We start from the raw sequence: 15278 nt of genomic DNA on the forward strand, positions 1-15278 counted from the left end.
CGTACCTGTCGCCCTGACTTTAGTCAGCCTTAAGAGCTGCTTCAGGCCAAAAAATGTCGTGCTATACTCGCGACACCTATGAACCGCGCACTCAAGACATTTCTGGTTTGGCTCCTGCTGGCCGTGCTTCCGCTGCACGCGCTTGCGGCCAACCGTATGTCGTGCGGCCCGGCTCACCAGCAGTCCAGCCAGATTTCGATTGATCCGGGCATGCAGTCCCACGAGCACATGGCCGATGCGCACGCTCATCACGGTGGCGAGCATGCAAGCCAGTCGGACGACTCCCTGGTCGACGCCGATCCGGCAGACTCCAAGGCAGGTAAAAAGCCGCACTCCACCTGCAGTGCGTGCTCCGCGTTCTGCCTGGGCGCCGTCGCGCCACCCTCCACTCATTTCGCTGTCCCGGCTTTCGACGGCTCCAACGCAGTCGTCGTTGCTCCTGCGGCCTTCGCCGTTGGCTTCATCCAGGACGGCCCTCAACGCCCTCCCCGGCACCAATCCGCTTAATCGTAACAAGAGCTGACCCGCTGTCCTTTGGCGGCGCCGTCGTCGCTCTTGAGCACTCGTGCGTGCCCGTGCACGCCCTGTTACCGATTTTGAGGATTGTCCATGACCTCCAAGCTTTTGGCCGCCGCTATAGGCGCCTTGCTGGTCCTGCCGATGTACGCGCACGCCCAGCAATCCCGTCCGCTGCCAGACCCTGCAGACCCCGCCGTCGCAGTGCCACCGACCGTGTACGAATCGGTCATCACCAGATCTTCGCCGGCGCCGCAGGCCGACCAGGCCACGCCTGACAAATCCTGGCGCGCCGCAAACGATGCCGTTGCCGGAGCGCCGGGACACGCGGGACATGGTGCCCACGGCGGTGAACAGAATCACCACGGCCATAAAGAAGCGCCGGCTCCGTCCGCACCAGCGCCCACGTCGCCAGCGAAGCCGGCCAGTCCTGCGCCTGTGGATCACAGCAAACATCATTAAGCCGAACACATAATGACAACAAAGCTTTCAATTCCCACAATGCGTGCCGTCGCGGCAGCTGCCATGGCCCTCGCGTTGAGCGGTTGCGCGACGTTCTCCAAGGACGGCGGCCTGGACGCAGTCTCATCCTTGACCGCCGAGCGCACCGGCCAGGACGTTCGCCTGCCCAAGACGAATGCCAATGGCGCGGCCATCCAGGACGAGCTGAACCAATTGCTGAAACAGCCGCTCACCGCCGACAGTGCCGTTCGCATTGCCCTGATCAACAACCGGGGCCTGCGCGCCTCGCTCGCCGAGCTGGGTGTCGCCGAGGCGGACCTGGTGCAGGCGGGCCGAATGGCTAATCCAGGTTTCAGTTTTGGCCGCATGTCCGGCGGCGGCGAAACGGAGATCGAACGCAGCGTCATGTTCGATCTCGTCGGTTTGGTGACCATTCCGATCCGCCGCGATATCGAGTCGCGCCGCTTCGAGAGCGCCAAGCTGGTCGCGGCAACCGAAGCGGTCCGGCTCGCGCTTGACACTCGCAAGGCCTACTTCAATGCTGTTGCCGCTGTGCAGTCGGCGCGCTACGCAGAGCAGGTCCGCGAGGCGGCCGGCGCGAGTGCCGAGCTGGCGCAACGCATGACCAAGGTCGGACACCTGAGTGCCCTTGACCAGGCGCGCGAACAGGCATTCTCGAGCGAAGCCTCGACCCAGCTTGCGCGCGCGCGCCACAATGCGACCGCTGCGCGCGAGCAGCTTGCGCGGCTGATGGGTGTGTGGGGAGAGAACACGACGTTCCAGCTTCCCGACAAGCTGCCGGAGCTGCCGGCGGCGCCACGTGAGGCAGGCAATATCGAGTCGCTCGCCATGCAGCAGCGCCTCGATGTGCGCCTGGCAAAGCTTGGGACCGAGTCGACCGCGCGCGCCCTGGGACTGACGAAGGCAACCGGCGTCATCAACGTGCTCGACGCTGGCTACGTCAACAAGAGCACATCCGGCGCGCCACGTGAGAACGGTTACGAGATCGAGCTCGCCCTGCCGATCTTCGACTGGGGAGGCGCACGTGTCGCAAAGGCCGAGGCGCTGTACATGCAATCGGTCCACCGCACCGCCGATACCGCCATCAATGCCCGGTCGCAGGTCCGCGAAGCGTATTCAGCTTACCGGACCACCTATGACGTCGCCAGGCAGCACCGCGATGAGCTGGTACCACTGCGCAAGAAGATCTCCGAAGAGAGTCTGCTTCGCTACAACGGCATGCTCATGAGCGTGTTCGAACTGCTGGCCGACGCACGCGCACAGATAGCGGGCGTGAACGCGGCCATCGATGCCCAGCGTGATTTCTGGATCGCGGAAACGGATCTGCAGGCCGCCATCAGCGGCAGCGGCGGTTCGTCGCTCTCCATGGCTTCCTCCGCCGCGTCCACCGAAGCCGCCGCCGAACATTAAACAAGGATTGAATCAGCAATGAGTTCTCGTCGAGATTTTTTCACTGGCGCAGCCGCCCTGGTCGGCGCCGGACTGGTCAGCCGCGCTGGCGCGGCCACCCTCCCGGAAGCCCCGGTCATGACCAGCGCCGCCACGCAGCCGCCACCGCCGCCGCCCAACGGCAGGCCGTATAACCCCGTCGTTACCCTGAACGGCTGGTCGCTGCCCTGGCGAATGAACAATGGCGTCAAGGAGTTCCACCTGATCGCCGAACCGGTCGTGCGCGAGATCGCGCCCGGCATGAAGGCGAACCTGTGGGGCTACAACGGGCAGAGCCCGGGGCCGACCATCGAAGTGGTCGAAGGTGACCATGTGCGTATTTTTGTCACCAACAAGCTACCGGAGCACACCAGTATCCACTGGCACGGCCAGCGCCTGCCGAACGGGATGGATGGCGTCACAGGCCTGAATCAGCCGGGCATCCAGCCGGGCAAGACCTTCGTCTACGAGTTTGTCGCCCGGCGCCCTGGCACCTTCATGTACCACCCGCATGCCGACGAAATGGTCCAGATGGCGATGGGCATGATGGGATTCTGGGTCACGCACCCGAAGAATCCGGCCCACCACCGCGTCGACCGCGATTTCGTGTTCCTGCTCAACGCTTACGACATCGAGCCGGGCAGCTACACGCCGCGCGTGAACGAGATGCTCGACTTTAACATCTGGACCTTCAACAGCCGCGCCTTCCCAGGCATCGACACCATGAACGTGCGCCAGGGCGACCGCGTGCGCATCCGCGCCGGTAACCTGACGATGACGAACCACCCAATCCACCTGCATGGCCATGAGTTCGAGGTCACCGGCACCGATGGCGGCTGGACCCGTCCGGAGTCGCGCTGGCCGGAAGTGACGACCGATATCGCCGTGGGCCAGATGCGCGCCATCGAGTTCATCGCGGACGAGCCGGGCGACTGGGCCTTCCACTGCCACAAGTCGCACCACACCATGAACGCGATGGGACACGACGTGCCGAACCTGATCGGCGTCGACCACCGCGGCGTCGCCGAGAAAATCACGAAGCTCGTGCCCGACTACATGGTGATGGGCGAGAAAGGCGGCTCGATGGGCGACATGGAAATGCCGCTCCCGGAGAACACCCTGCCGATGATGACCGGCCAGGGTCCCTTCGGCGGCGTCGAGATGGGCGGCATGTTCACCGTGCTCAAGGTGCGCAAGGACCAGAAGCCGGGCGACTACAAGGACCCGGGCTGGTACAAGCACCCCGCCGGCACCGTCGCCTACGAGTGGAAAGGCGAGCCGCCGGCCGCAGTGCGCAGCCAGAGCGCGGGCGGCCAGGCGATGCCCGCTGCCAAGCCTGGGGACGTCGAAGTCACCGTCCGCAAGCCGACCAGCCACAAGGGTCATCACTGATCGCAACAGGAAAGGACGAACCCATGATCCGACGACTAGCAAGCAAGATCGCGCTCGCCGCTGCATTGTGCGCTCCGGCGCTCGCAATGGCGGCCGCACCGGTTATCGACGTCTTCAAGAGCGCCTCGTGCGGGTGCTGCACCGCTTGGGTGGAGCACCTGAAAACGAACGGCTTCCAGACTAGGGTGGCCAACGTCGACAATCCTTCGGACTACCGCGAACGTGGCGGGATCCCGAATGAACTCGGCTCTTGCCATACCGCGATGGTAGGCGGTTATGCCATCGAAGGCCACGTCCCTGCCAGCGACATCAAGCGCCTCCTTGCCGAGAAGCCCAAGGCAAAAGGGCTGGCAGTTCCCGCGATGCCGCTCGGCTCTCCGGGCATGGAGGGCCCGCGCAAGGATCCGTACAACGTCCTGCTGGTACAGGCCGACGGCAGTACCAAAGTATTCAAGCACTACAACTGAACAGTATTTCCTCACGAACGAAAGGAATGAACATGAACGCACTCTCGAAACTGACTCTCGCAATCACCCTGGCCGCCGCAGCGTCCGTTGCCACCGCCCAGAACGGCGCGCACAGCGCCCATGGTGCTCATGACGCTCATGCTGGCCACGCGGCGCCGGCGACGGCTGAACTCACCGATGGCGAAGTCAAGAAGATCGACAAGGAAGCCGGCAAAATCACGCTGCGCCATGGCGAATTGAAGAACCTCAACATGTCAGCGATGACCATGGTGTTTCGGGTTAAAGACCCGGCCATGCTGGACCAGGTAAAGGCGGGCGACAAGGTCAAGTTCGCAGCCGACCGCGTCAACGGCGCGGTCACGATCGTCCAGCTCCAGGCGGCCCAGTAAGCCCACCGAGCCCATCCATCAACCGGAGGCTCGGTACGCTTGAACCGCGTTTGGCGAGCCTCCCAGGAGACCAGCATGAAAATCAAATCTTTCTTTGCAGCGGCAGTAGCGGTAGCCGGACTGGTGGCGACTTCCGCCGCGTCCGCACACGCCAAACTCGAGTCGTCGTCGCCACAAGCGAATGCGATAGTGAGCCCGGCGCCTTCGCAAGTGCGCCTGCAGTTCAGCGAGCAACTTGAGCTGCCATTCAGCAAGGTCAAACTGGTTGACGAGAAAGGCGCGGTCGTCGAGGCAAGCAAGACAGCCCTCGACGATGCGAATCCCAAGGTGCTGGTCGCCACCGTTCCGGCCCTGCACTCCGGGGCCTGGCGGGTTCAATGGTCCACGGTTACACGGGACGGTCACAAGGTCAAAGGCCAATTCGACTTCCGGGTAAAGTGACATGGAGGCTGACCTCGCACTGGCACAACGCTTCGTCACGGTCGTCCTGAACCTGTCGATGGCCATACTTGTCGGCGCCAGTGCAGCCCATATCTGGCTGCGCAGCGCACGGTCGGCATGGGGCATCGGCATGGTTCCGCGACTGCGCAAGCTCATGCTTCTTACGGTCTCGGCGGCAGCGGTGGCGTATGGCGCGGTCCTGTGGCTCGAAGCGGCATCTATGGCGGAGGTTCCGATAAGCGAGGCTTTTCCCGCAGTGCGGTCCGTCATCACCGCGACGCATTACGGACTCGCCTGGATGATCGGCGCAGCGGCGCTGCTCGTCGTTGTCTTCACCCTCCGGGCACACCATGGCGAACGGCCGGGTGCCGCAGCCGCGCTGGTGCGTGCGGTTGCCCTGGGCGTACTGCTCTATTCGCGCAGCATGGTGAGCCACGCCGGCGCCGCTGGCGACTTCACCTGGGCTGTGCTCGTCGACTGGGTCCACCTCGTGTTGATCAGCATCTGGATCGGCGAAGTCATCGTGGCCGGCCTGGTCACGCTGCGCACCCAGCCTGAATGGGAGTCGAAGAACCGCGGCGAATGCGCACGCTTCGTGAAGTCGCTGTCGACATCGGCTACCGTCGCCCTCGTCGGCATCTTCATCACGGGTGTGCTGAGCGCCTGGCGCGGACTGGGAAGCTTCGAGAACGCATTCGGCAATCCCTATGGGACGACCCTGCTCATCAAGATCGGACTGGTGCTGTCCGCAGCGGCACTGGGTGGCCTGAACCGGTTCGTCGTGATGCCCCAGTTGCTGGCACAACTGCGCAAGCCAAAGCCGGAAGGCGGCGCCGATGGGAGGTTTGCTCTCATCCTTCAGGTCGAGGCATGCATCCTGGTGGCCGTACTCGTCGCAGCAGCCGTCCTGAGTTCCACCTCACCGCCGACGGCGTCGTGAGGACTTCATCTTCCAAGGAATAATAATGAAAAAGAAAACCATTCCAGCGCTCGTCCTGAGCGCTGCACTCTTCGCGGTCTCCGCAGCGAGTCTGGCGGCGTCACCGAAAGAGGCGCTCGCAGCCTTCCATGATGCCCTCACGAGCGGCGACAAGGCGAAAGCACTCAGCCTGCTGTCCCCGGAAATTGCGATCTATGAATCGGGCTACGTCGAGCGTTCGCGCGATGAATATGCGAGCCATCATCTGGGCGGCGACATGGAATTCGCAAAGAACTCGACGCGGAAGGTACTGAAGCAGACCGAACGCATCGATGGCAATACTGCCGTCGTGTGGGAGGAAACTGAAACCACGGGCACTTCTAAAGGCAAACCAGTGCACGTATTCGGAACAGGCACGGCGGTCCTCGAAAAGAAGGGCGATATCTGGTCCATCGTGCACGTGCATTGGTCCTCTAGGAAGGCTAAGTAATCGCAAGCCTTGCGCCTGATACTTCGAAACGAGGAGCATTGCTCCTCGCTTGTACAGCGAAATCTGACGGCGAATCCAGCAAAACACAGTGAACTCAGCATCAGATGTCCCCTGTTGTGATACGCGCGCAGCGATGTACGCAACGCACAACAAGATGGCGCTTACCTGAAAATCAGCCTCTACCGCGCTCTATCTCCTCGTTTGCCTCGAATCACTTCCGTTTTTAAAAATTGGACCTGAACAAAGACATTCCGTGTCTCGACGGTGTCTTACACATATTTTTTTGGCAAAAAATTCAGATCTCGCAGCGTTTCATTTTCCCTCAAGCTCTAGAATAAGAGCTTTCATCTCCGCTATTTCCCTCCTCTGCGATTCGACGATTTGATCAGCGAGTTTCTGCACGCGTGGATCGGAAATATTCGCTCGCTCACTGGTCAAGATCGCAATCGAATGGTGAGGAATCATTGCCTTCATCCAAGACACGTCATCGACTGTGCTCTGACTGCGTGCCAGCCATAACGCCACCGCAAACAATACGATGCTGCCGACAAAGATACCTACATTGAGCCTATTATTTGAGTACATGCCGAGCATAAATCCGAGCATAACTACCGCCATTGCCGCGCCCATCACTAAGGCCATATACAGCCGAGTTTCGCTGAAAAATATATGCGCCGACTCATAGACGTTCAAATACATCAAGCCAAACATTACCACCGTAGATGCTGCAATCATCGTACCGAACCGCAAATAACTATTCATGGCTACTCCTGTCATGTTGAGTGAAAAAATCTTCAGGCTCGAAGATTCATCAGTGCGAGTGCTTTTTATGGAATAAACTGCTAGTGCGAATGAGCGGGGGAATCTCCATTCGCATGTGTCGAACTCGGGTTACTGTTGTGCTCCGCGCGACCACTAAGATCTTCGTACTGCTCGATTGAATATTCAGGGAGCTTCTTGAGAAAAGCAACGATATCCCATAGCTCTTTATCGCTGTGTGTCGCTCCCCACGCAGGCATCCCTGTCATCTTGATACCGTTCTTTATAATCCAAAACAAACTCTCGTCTGACTGATGGCTATTTTCTTTGGTAAATAAAGGTGGTTGCGGATTTAACCCAAGGTGTATTGGCGTTGGCTCGACACCAGGCCCGAGATGACATATCTGGCACATTGCTGCGTACGACCTCGCGCCGTTCTCGATTCGTCGCATGTCAGCGAGATCGGCAGGGACCCTTATACTGTCGTCACGACGATCAATTGACTGGTTGCGCGTAGTTTCAAGCGCCCAACGGACTGGCGCCGTATGCATATCATTTGCCGCAATATTATATAAGCCAGAGTATATAAACGCGAATCCAGCGGCAATTACTATCACGGCCGCCAGAAGCAATGTTTTCAATGCCACCATCAGTCACCTCAAAGAACGGAAACTTAAGTTGTGTTTTTACCTTCCCCGATACTACGCTAATAGCAATTTTAAGCAGTGACATCTAAAGCATTAAAAGATGCCTAAGATGTCACTGACAGCTCATGCAAGGCGTCTGGCCTTACAGCGGGAAGACGTAATTAGAGCCAACCGTACTTACCCCAGCGATAAAGGCAGGCTCTTCATTAAACATGAAGTCGGACTGGCGTAGATCCGCCATATAGACACCCTGCAGCAAGACCGAACCGTCCGCCGCGCCATCCCCATTCGTGTCCCACGAGATCAAGGCACCAGCCGTCGCATCCTGGACAGATACCTGGTCTGGCATGATGTCGATGAATGCGATGTGATCGAAAGCCCCTTGGGCAGCACCACGCGCTTCGAAGTCAAGTACGACATCGTTACCGCTGTCAGGCATGACCATGAATGCGTCTGCGCCAGTACCGCCGCGTATGGTATCGTTACCCATGCCGCCTTCAATCATGTCGTGACCAGCGCCCGCATCGATGACGTCGTTACCGTCCCCTCCCATGACCTCGTCTTCCGCATCGCCACCGTCAAGTTGGTCATTACCCATCCCGCCGTCGAGCCTATCAGACCCTGCGCCACCTTCCAGGCTATCGTCGCCTGCGTCGCCTTGGAGGATATCGTCACCACCATTGCCGAAGAGCTGGTCGTTGCCATCGCGACCAAAAAAGTGATCCCATGTCTCGGCCCCATCGAAGGTGTCTGCGACCTCCGTACCTACTTTCACCCTGTAGGTTTCATCACCGGTAAAGCCGAACTGCACCGGTGTATCACGCCTTAACATTGCATCAGCGATGCGATCAAACGCTGGATTGCTTCTGTCCGAACCGTTAATCACAGGTCCTTCTTCGCTCATAGTCGGCCGCTCAGGCGTAGGAGCGTCAGCCGGGCGTGAGGAGGGTGGAAGCTCAGGAGACTCGGCAAACATGAAATCGTCTTGCGATAAATCCGCCTTTGTCACTCCATTCATGAGCACCGAACCGCCGTCCCAGCTGATCTTGACACCGTCGGGAGTGTCGGCAAACGAAAGGTCCGCCCAGCTCAGGCCGTTGATCGCGAGGTGATCGAACATTCCTGGCCCAGCAGTGAAGTCGCGAATGACGTCATTGCCGCTGTCGGGCGAGATCATGAAAGCGTCCGCGCCCAAGCCCCCGATCAGGATGTCGTCGCCGGCGCCGCCGTTGAGGTCGCCATGGCCCTCGCCCTCGTCAAGCAAGTCGTTACCCGCTCCTCCCATCAGACCGTCTGCTTCAGCACCTCCATACAACCGGTCATTACCCATCCCTCCCATCATCCGGTCGCCACCATCGCCGCCGACGAGCAGATCGGCGCCTGCGTCCCCGAAGAGATTGTCTTCACCAGCACCGCCATCGAGCGCATCATCGCCGCCCAGGCCCCACAGATAATCACGCGTTTCGCTGCCCGACAATGTATTGACTGCGCCAGTGCCGACACGGATTGCATAGTCATAAGGGGCGCTACCAGCGTCGAAATCAAAAGAGATGCCATCACGTTTTGCGTGCTGTGCTCCAACCCGCTCCAATGCCCGGGCGCCCGCATCCTGTGCATCCTTTGCCCTGTTCATGTTATTTGCCATAATCTGCTCTCCTTGAATGCAATACTTGTTCCAAAAAGGGGCTACAGTCGGTTTTCATCCCATCGATGACTGCAGCCCATACGCTTAGTGGGATCCGATTTGCGATCCAGACATCGATGCGGCTCCAGCGGCCGACTGACTCATGTTTCGGCACTCTTGTGCGCAACGGCGGCATGCGGCAGCGCAATCCTGGCAATGCTGCGCCTGGTGCTGCGCGCACTCGTCCCCACAAGCTTCGCAAATGTCGGCACACAGCTGGCACACTTGAATTGCGTGCTCGGTCGAGCGGCTCATGAGCTGCGCAGCAAGACGGCAGATCGCAGCGCACTCGTTGTCCAGTTCGATGCAGCGAGCCATCATCTTTGGATCCGGTTCCTTATAGTGGACCCCGAATCTGAGACGGTGGTTTAAGCTGTCGTCCGCGAAAGGATGACAGCGAATGAGTGAAGGTAAAAAACGCAGGGTGCACAGCGCCGAGTTCAAGGCCAAGGTTGGGTTGGAAGCGGTGCGTGGGGTGAAGACGGTGACGGAGATTGCGCAGGAATTCGGCGTGCATCCAGTACTGGTGGGCCAGTGGAAGAAGGAGATCCTGGAGAACGCCGGCGCCCTGTTCGACGTCAAGCGCGGGCCGAAGCCGGTGGACGAAAGCAGCCCGGAGGACAAGCTGTACAGCGAGATCGGCAAGCTGAAGATGCAGGTGGATTGGCTCAAAAAAAAGCTTGGGGAATGAGTCCGGCCGAGCGGGCACGGTGGATCGAGCGCGAGGACAAGATACCGCTGACGATGCAGTGCGAGCTGGCCGGCGTGCCGCGTTCGACCGTGTATCGGCGGCTGGAGGCGGCGGCCCGACAGGAATGCATCGAGGAGGAGGACGGCCAGCTGCGCGCCCTGATCGACGAGGAGTACACCAGCCGCCCGTTCTACGGCAGCCGGCGCATGGCGGTCTTCCTGCGAGGCCGAGAGCACCGCGTCAACCGCAAGCGCGTGCAGCGCCTGATGCGGGAAATGGGCTTGGCGGGCATGGCGCCGGGGCCGTCCACGAGCAAGCCGCACCCGCAGCACAAGGTCTATCCCTATCTGCTGCGCGGGGTGGCGGTCACGCGGCCGAACCAGGTGTGGAGTACGGACCTGACGTACATTCGGCTGGCGCGCGGCTTTGCCTACCTGGTGGCGGTCATCGATTGGTACTCGCGTCGTGTGCTGGCCTGGCGCATCAGCAACAGCATGGACGCGTCGTTCTGCGTGGACTGTCTGGAGGAGGCATTGCGCCACCACGGCAAGCCCGAGGTATTCAACAGCGACCAGGGCTCGCAGTTCACCAGTGACGCCTTTACCAGCGTGCTCAAGCGCGAAGGCGTGGCCATCAGCATGGATGGGCGAGGACGGGCGCTGGACAACATCTTCGTCGAGCGCCTGTGGCGCAACGTGAAGTACGAGGACGTGTACCTGAAGGGCTACGCCAACATGGCCGAGCTGACAGTCGGCCTGGCACAGTACTTCGCGTTTTACAACGCCGAGCGTCCACACCAGGCGCTGGGCTACGAGACGCCAGATCATGTCTACCGTGCCGGTGTTGGAGGAGGTGCGTTGATCGTCGACAAGTTCGGCGACGCGGACCAAGAGCCGGAGAAAAACGGCGGAACGGGGCAGCGCCGGGCAGCTGCTGAAGTGGAAATGGACACAGCTTAAACTAGCCGGCTGAGTGTCTTGACTGATGGGTCCACTTTACCTGAAGGCAGGCCGCAGCGCATGTGTCACAGGCTTGAGCGCATTCGTAGCAAGCCTGAATGCACGATTGGAACTGATTTTGGATCATGATCTTCTCCTTAAGCGTTCATTGAAAGGTTGCCTCTTCCATTAATCCCGCACGCTTTTCAGCGTGTCTCATACGAATTCGCTTCTTTATTTACTCAATCCAGAACTAGAACCAGAACCGGATGCCGGCAACAGCCTGCACCTCGCTTTGGCCCCGCCCACGAATGCGCGTGAAGTCGGCGGTTTCGCCGAATTGCCGACTCCATGTCACCCCGATGTAAGGTGCAAACTGGCGTGTGACTTCATAACGCAGCCGCAGGCCCGCGCTGATGTCGGACAGGCCGCTGCCTATCTCACGTTCCGGATCGCTACGGCTGTAAAGGTTCGCTTCCACCTCGGGCTCAAGGATCAGTCGGGAAGTGAATAGAACCTCGTACTTGACACTCAGGCGTGCTGCCAAGCCGCTGCCAGGACGCCAGTACGCTGTCGCCTCGGTCTCGAACCAGTAGGGAGCCAGGCCCTGCACGCCAAAGGCTAACCAGTTACGGCTTTTGCCTTCGCCGCTATCGTGCCGGACACCTACTTGCGTGCTCCAGAATGTTGCAAACGCCCGGTCCCATAAGAGCTCAGTGCGCGCCGACTCAAGTGCCTCGCCACGGCGCTCGCCTTCCGCCTTCACCCAGGCCTTGTCGTAGTCGTTGCCATACCAGGCCTCGAACTCCACATTCTGGCCTTGCTCACCGTCGCCTTTCGCCGCCTCGGCCTTGTCGAACAGGACTTTCCAGAATGGCGCGTTGTCGTTCATCTCATGATTACCGAGGTGCGCGAACTTCGTGCCCTCGTTATACGCGTTCGGGTCGCGCGCGTCGGCCGGCGGTGGACCGCCTTGCATGCGCCCCATCTGCATGTCCTGTCCGCCGGCGGCGGGCGAAACTATGGCTTGGGCGGCATGATCCATCCCAGCATGGGCGTTACTGGCGGACGCTCCGGGGGGCGGTGCATGGCCCATCGCCGAGTGATCCATATTCTGCGCTTGAGGCGCGTTGCGTTGCCCCTGCACTGTCGGACTTGCTTGCGCTGGCATCGCGTGTCCTGCGTGCCCTGAAGCCGGGCTCTGCTCTCTTACCGGCTGCCCAACGTTTCCTGGTTCCGGAGCCGTAGGCGTGCCTGAGCGATTGGCTGGAGCTGTCGTATGATGGCCAGTATGTTCAGATCCTTGTCCTTGTTGCTGATTCTGCTGTTCCGCCCGTGATGTCTTTGCTTCCGTTGGGACAGAATGAGCTGCTTGTCCAGAACTTTGTCTGGCATCTGGTTTTGCAGGCACTGCTGGTTGCAGAACAGGCTTAGCTGGAGAGCTCGGCGGTGTCACGTGACCCATGGCCGCATGATCCATTGTCGAGTGAGTGTCCCCCGTCAATGATTGCACCGAGGGGACCTGCTGGACGGACGCAGTCGCTTGCGCGGCAGCATTCTGCGAAAAAAGCGAGGCGATCACCAAGGCATAAGGAATCGGCTTCCTCAGTTGATTCTTCATGACACTACTACCTCCCTGAACATTCCGGCTTCCATGTGATAAAGCAGATGACAGTGAAAAGCCCAGTGGCCCGGCGCATCTGCGGTCACCCGGAAGCTGACGCGTTGCGCGGGCTGAACGTTAATGGTGTGCTTGCGCACCTGGAATTGTCCGGTTGCAGATTCAAGCTCGCTCCACATCCCGTGCAGGTGGATCGGGTGATTCATCATCGTGTCGTTGACAAGCACAACGCGCAACCGCTCGCCATACCTGAAATGAATTGGCAGGGACTCCGAAAATTTCTGGCCATCGAACGACCACATGAAGCGCTCCATGTTCCCTGTCAGGTGCAGTTCAATCTCCCGCGTGGGCTCCCGAGGATCAACTGGTCCTCCAACCGTACGCAAGTCTGCATAGGTCAGTACCCGCCTGCCGTTATCCCGCAGGTTCACGCCAGGTGTCAACGGCGATTGAAAACTGATACAGATTTCGTCGTCCCAGCGATTTAAAACTGATACACCGCCGTCGCCGAACACCGTCCGTGTTCAGCCCATTTCTGCAACATCGCTCCCCCTCATCATCCCGGCCTGTCGCTGGTGCTTCAGCCGGTAGCTCTCACCTGCAATCGGCACGATATGCGCATGGTGCAGCAGCCGGTCGAGCAGGGCCGCGGTGAGCGTCGTATCCTGCGCAAAGGTCGTGTCCCATTGTCCGAACGGCAGGTTACTGGTCACGATCAGGCTGCTGCGCTCATACAAGGCCGCGATCACCTGGAAGAACAGGTTGGCCTGTTCCCGGTTCATCGGCAAGTAACCTATCTCGTCGATGATCAAGAGCCGATATGCCTTGATCGCGCGGTGCATCACCGCTTTCAAATTGTTCTGCGTATGCGCCGTCGTCAGTGCCAGCATGAGGTCGGCCGCCGTCGTGAAGCGCGTCTTGATGCCGGCCTGCGTGGCCTTGTAACCCAGTGCCATCGCCAGGTGCGTTTTGCCTACACCGCTCGGCCCGACCAGTACCACGTTCTCATGCCGCTCGACGAATCCCAGGCCGGCCAGCTCCTCGACTTGGCTGCGCTTTACGCCTTTGGCGAAGTCATAGTTAAATTCGTCCAGCGTCTTCACCACGGGGAATCCTGCCAGACGGGTCATCGTGTTTTGCTTGCGCACGTTGCGCCCAGCTGCTTCCTCCCTCAGCAGCCCCTCCAGGAAGTCGCTGTAGGCCATCTCCTGTTTCGCTGCTTTCTGGGTTGCGGCGCCGTAGCCCTGTGCCACGAACGGCAGGTTCAGGCTCTCGCACAACGCCGCGATACGCTCATGCTGCAGGTTCATGCCGCCACCCCTTCCGATACCCGCACCAGCAGCGCGTCATACACCTGCAACGGATGCTGTACCGGAGAAGGTTGCGCGATCCGCTCCACCACTGCTGCCGGCCGCGGCGCCGCAGGTGCTGCAGCAGCCGGCTGCGGCCTGGCTGCCGCGATGTCCGCCCGCCACGGTGCCGGCAGCGCTTGCAGGTGCTCCACTTCCCGCTTCAAGGCTTCGGCTGGCGGTTCTCCGGTCGTGCCGTGGATGCGCGCATTGGCCACTTCGCGCAGCCAGTGGGCCACCTCGACGTTGGCCGTCACGACGTCGAGCTTCTGGCCGCTCTGTGCCAGCCGGCTCGCCAGCGGCACATAGAACGATCGGCGCAGGTAGCCGTTGAACCGCTCGACCTTACCCTTGGTCTTGGCCCGGTACGGCTGGCACAGCTTGATCACGAAGCCGCTATGCCTGGCATAGTCCAGGAAGCCGGCGTGGAAGCGGTGCTCGCCCTCACCGTACGCATCGCGCTCCAGTACCACCGTCTTCATATTGTCGTACAGGACCCGCCGCGTCACGCCGCCGAACGCTGCAAAGGCGCGCTCGTGGCAGGCGATCAGGGTATCCACCTTCATGTTGTTGACGAACTCCACGTAGCTGGCCCGGCTAAAGCCGAGCGTCGCGCAGAACGCGTGCAATGGCGCGCTGCCTTTACGAAATTCGACCCAGTCCACCTGCAGCTGCTCACCCATCGCCGTCTCGAAACGCACCACCGGATCGGCGGGAGGCGCCGGGCGCAAGGTGCGCACGAAGGCCCTCAACTGGCTCATGCCGCCCTCGTAGCCGCGCGCGGCAATCTCGCGGTACAGCACGGTGGCTGGAATCACGTCGGGCTGAGCAGCTTGCTGCCGATCCCTCAGGTACTGCTCGAACTGCGCCAGCTTCGTCTGGCGTTTGACTTTGCGTTCGTACTTCGGCACGGCCTCCAGGGCCAGGTGCCGGCGCACCGTGTTCACTGCACAGCCTACCTCGGCGGCGATCTGCCGAAGGCTTAACCCATGCTTCTTCAGTAGTTGGATTTCCACGTACACCTCTTTGGGTTTCAAGGCCGCTCCGCAAAGCGGCCATCTTCT

General features: G+C 60.4%; 17 protein-coding genes and 1 pseudogene. 9 read left to right on the forward strand and 9 right to left on the reverse strand.

Translation table 11 applies throughout. The features are described 5' to 3' along the window. Nucleotides 1–78: 78 nt before the first annotated feature. The 8 genes from HMPREF9710_RS24230 to HMPREF9710_RS24265 all read left to right on the forward strand — a co-directional run bounded on the left by HMPREF9710_RS24230 (nucleotide 79) and on the right by HMPREF9710_RS24265 (nucleotide 6525). Nucleotides 79–507, forward strand: a complete 429-nt coding sequence (locus HMPREF9710_RS24230) for a hypothetical protein (RefSeq protein ID WP_040778120.1) — start codon at nucleotides 79–81, stop codon at nucleotides 505–507. A gap of 534 nt (nucleotides 508–1041) precedes the next feature. Beyond that, on the forward strand, nucleotides 1042–2409 hold the full coding sequence (locus tag HMPREF9710_RS24235) for a TolC family protein (protein WP_005670877.1): 1368 nt from the start codon (nucleotides 1042–1044) through the stop codon (nucleotides 2407–2409). A gap of 18 nt (nucleotides 2410–2427) precedes the next feature. Next, nucleotides 2428–3819: a multicopper oxidase family protein gene (locus HMPREF9710_RS24240; protein ID WP_005670879.1), complete on the forward strand. Its 1392-nt coding sequence runs from the start codon at nucleotides 2428–2430 to the stop codon at nucleotides 3817–3819. Nucleotides 3820–3842: 23 nt separating this feature from the next. After that, a complete protein-coding gene (locus HMPREF9710_RS24245; RefSeq protein WP_005670881.1) occupies nucleotides 3843–4286 on the forward strand; it encodes a DUF411 domain-containing protein in 444 nt (147 codons plus the stop codon). 32 nt (nucleotides 4287–4318) lie between these two features. Beyond that, on the forward strand, nucleotides 4319–4675 hold the full coding sequence (locus HMPREF9710_RS24250; protein ID WP_005670883.1) for a copper-binding protein: 357 nt from the start codon (nucleotides 4319–4321) through the stop codon (nucleotides 4673–4675). Between the two features lie 75 nt (nucleotides 4676–4750). Continuing rightward, nucleotides 4751–5116, forward strand: a complete 366-nt coding sequence (copC, locus tag HMPREF9710_RS24255; protein ID WP_005670885.1) for a copper homeostasis periplasmic binding protein CopC — start codon at nucleotides 4751–4753, stop codon at nucleotides 5114–5116. 1 nt (nucleotide 5117) lies between these two features. Then, complete coding sequence (locus HMPREF9710_RS24260; protein ID WP_005670887.1) at nucleotides 5118–6056, forward strand: CopD family protein; 939 nt, start codon at nucleotides 5118–5120, stop codon at nucleotides 6054–6056. A 25-nt stretch (nucleotides 6057–6081) separates the two neighbouring features. Next, nucleotides 6082–6525: a YybH family protein gene (locus tag HMPREF9710_RS24265; RefSeq protein WP_005670889.1), complete on the forward strand. Its 444-nt coding sequence runs from the start codon at nucleotides 6082–6084 to the stop codon at nucleotides 6523–6525. Between the two features lie 312 nt (nucleotides 6526–6837). On the opposite strand, the gene HMPREF9710_RS24270 is transcribed toward HMPREF9710_RS24265, so the two are convergent. From HMPREF9710_RS24270 to HMPREF9710_RS29040, 4 genes are all read right to left on the reverse strand, one after another. Continuing rightward, the gene (locus HMPREF9710_RS24270) at nucleotides 6838–7287 is read right to left on the reverse strand and encodes a DUF305 domain-containing protein (protein ID WP_005670891.1); all 450 of its coding nucleotides are present in this window, start codon (nucleotides 7285–7287) and stop codon (nucleotides 6838–6840) included. Between the two features lie 80 nt (nucleotides 7288–7367). Continuing rightward, on the reverse strand, nucleotides 7368–7934 hold the full coding sequence (locus HMPREF9710_RS28970) for a c-type cytochrome (protein ID WP_081590007.1): 567 nt from the start codon (nucleotides 7932–7934) through the stop codon (nucleotides 7368–7370). Nucleotides 7935–8073: 139 nt separating this feature from the next. Then, on the reverse strand, nucleotides 8074–9576 hold the full coding sequence (locus HMPREF9710_RS24275; protein WP_005670894.1) for a calcium-binding protein: 1503 nt from the start codon (nucleotides 9574–9576) through the stop codon (nucleotides 8074–8076). Nucleotides 9577–9660: 84 nt separating this feature from the next. Continuing rightward, on the reverse strand, nucleotides 9661–10065 hold the full coding sequence (locus HMPREF9710_RS29040; protein ID WP_503826227.1) for a four-helix bundle copper-binding protein: 405 nt from the start codon (nucleotides 10063–10065) through the stop codon (nucleotides 9661–9663). Between HMPREF9710_RS29040 and HMPREF9710_RS24290 the strand changes: the two genes are divergently transcribed. Then, a protein-coding gene (locus HMPREF9710_RS24290; protein ID WP_229409725.1) for an IS3 family transposase occupies nucleotides 10016–11265 on the forward strand; the annotation gives its coding sequence in 2 pieces (ribosomal slippage) (nucleotides 10016–10301 and nucleotides 10301–11265; 1251 coding nt in all). The two genes, HMPREF9710_RS29040 and HMPREF9710_RS24290, sit on opposite strands and share 50 nt — an antisense overlap. A gap of 1 nt (nucleotide 11266) precedes the next feature. On the opposite strand, the gene HMPREF9710_RS29045 is transcribed toward HMPREF9710_RS24290, so the two are convergent. The 5 genes and pseudogenes from HMPREF9710_RS29045 to istA all read right to left on the reverse strand — a co-directional run bounded on the left by HMPREF9710_RS29045 (nucleotide 11267) and on the right by istA (nucleotide 15251). Further along, on the reverse strand, nucleotides 11267–11392 hold the full coding sequence (locus HMPREF9710_RS29045) for a four-helix bundle copper-binding protein (RefSeq protein ID WP_503826228.1): 126 nt from the start codon (nucleotides 11390–11392) through the stop codon (nucleotides 11267–11269). A 105-nt stretch (nucleotides 11393–11497) separates the two neighbouring features. After that, nucleotides 11498–12289: a copper resistance protein B gene (locus HMPREF9710_RS24295; protein ID WP_218918223.1), complete on the reverse strand. Its 792-nt coding sequence runs from the start codon at nucleotides 12287–12289 to the stop codon at nucleotides 11498–11500. Between the two features lie 572 nt (nucleotides 12290–12861). Continuing rightward, nucleotides 12862–13302: pseudogene (locus HMPREF9710_RS24305) on the reverse strand (multicopper oxidase domain-containing protein); the annotation flags it as partial. Between the two features lie 87 nt (nucleotides 13303–13389). Then, nucleotides 13390–14175: an IS21-like element helper ATPase IstB gene (gene istB, locus HMPREF9710_RS24310; protein WP_005663619.1), complete on the reverse strand. Its 786-nt coding sequence runs from the start codon at nucleotides 14173–14175 to the stop codon at nucleotides 13390–13392. Beyond that, nucleotides 14172–15251 (reverse strand): IS21 family transposase, encoded by a 1080-nt coding sequence (istA, locus tag HMPREF9710_RS24315; RefSeq protein WP_005663623.1) that lies wholly within the window; start codon nucleotides 15249–15251, stop codon nucleotides 14172–14174. The genes istB and istA overlap by 4 nt, the downstream gene beginning before the upstream one ends. Between the last annotated feature and the right edge of the window lie 27 nt (nucleotides 15252–15278).

The organism is Massilia timonae CCUG 45783 (assembly GCF_000315425.1).
GTDB lineage: Bacteria > Pseudomonadota > Gammaproteobacteria > Burkholderiales > Burkholderiaceae_D > Telluria > Telluria timonae.

Excerpts from the sequence above, each read along its gene's own strand:
- istB (WP_005663619.1), bottom strand. The coding sequence starts at position 14,175 with ATGAACCTGCAGCATGAGCGTATCGCGGCGTTGTGCGAGAGCCTGAAC.
- HMPREF9710_RS24260 (WP_005670887.1), top strand. The coding sequence starts at position 5,118 with ATGGAGGCTGACCTCGCACTGGCACAACGCTTCGTCACGGTCGTCCTG.
- HMPREF9710_RS24245 (WP_005670881.1), top strand. The coding sequence starts at position 3,843 with ATGATCCGACGACTAGCAAGCAAGATCGCGCTCGCCGCTGCATTGTGC.
- HMPREF9710_RS24275 (WP_005670894.1), bottom strand. The coding sequence starts at position 9,576 with ATGGCAAATAACATGAACAGGGCAAAGGATGCACAGGATGCGGGCGCC.
- HMPREF9710_RS24235 (WP_005670877.1), top strand. The coding sequence starts at position 1,042 with ATGGCCCTCGCGTTGAGCGGTTGCGCGACGTTCTCCAAGGACGGCGGC.
- HMPREF9710_RS24240 (WP_005670879.1), top strand. The coding sequence starts at position 2,428 with ATGAGTTCTCGTCGAGATTTTTTCACTGGCGCAGCCGCCCTGGTCGGC.
- copC (WP_005670885.1), top strand. The coding sequence starts at position 4,751 with ATGAAAATCAAATCTTTCTTTGCAGCGGCAGTAGCGGTAGCCGGACTG.
- HMPREF9710_RS24265 (WP_005670889.1), top strand. The coding sequence starts at position 6,082 with ATGAAAAAGAAAACCATTCCAGCGCTCGTCCTGAGCGCTGCACTCTTC.
- HMPREF9710_RS29045 (WP_503826228.1), bottom strand. The coding sequence starts at position 11,392 with ATGATCCAAAATCAGTTCCAATCGTGCATTCAGGCTTGCTACGAATGC.
- HMPREF9710_RS24230 (WP_040778120.1), top strand. The coding sequence starts at position 79 with ATGAACCGCGCACTCAAGACATTTCTGGTTTGGCTCCTGCTGGCCGTG.
- HMPREF9710_RS28970 (WP_081590007.1), bottom strand. The coding sequence starts at position 7,934 with ATGGTGGCATTGAAAACATTGCTTCTGGCGGCCGTGATAGTAATTGCC.
- HMPREF9710_RS24295 (WP_218918223.1), bottom strand. The coding sequence starts at position 12,289 with ATGGATCATGCCGCCCAAGCCATAGTTTCGCCCGCCGCCGGCGGACAG.
- HMPREF9710_RS24270 (WP_005670891.1), bottom strand. The coding sequence starts at position 7,287 with ATGAATAGTTATTTGCGGTTCGGTACGATGATTGCAGCATCTACGGTG.
- HMPREF9710_RS24250 (WP_005670883.1), top strand. The coding sequence starts at position 4,319 with ATGAACGCACTCTCGAAACTGACTCTCGCAATCACCCTGGCCGCCGCA.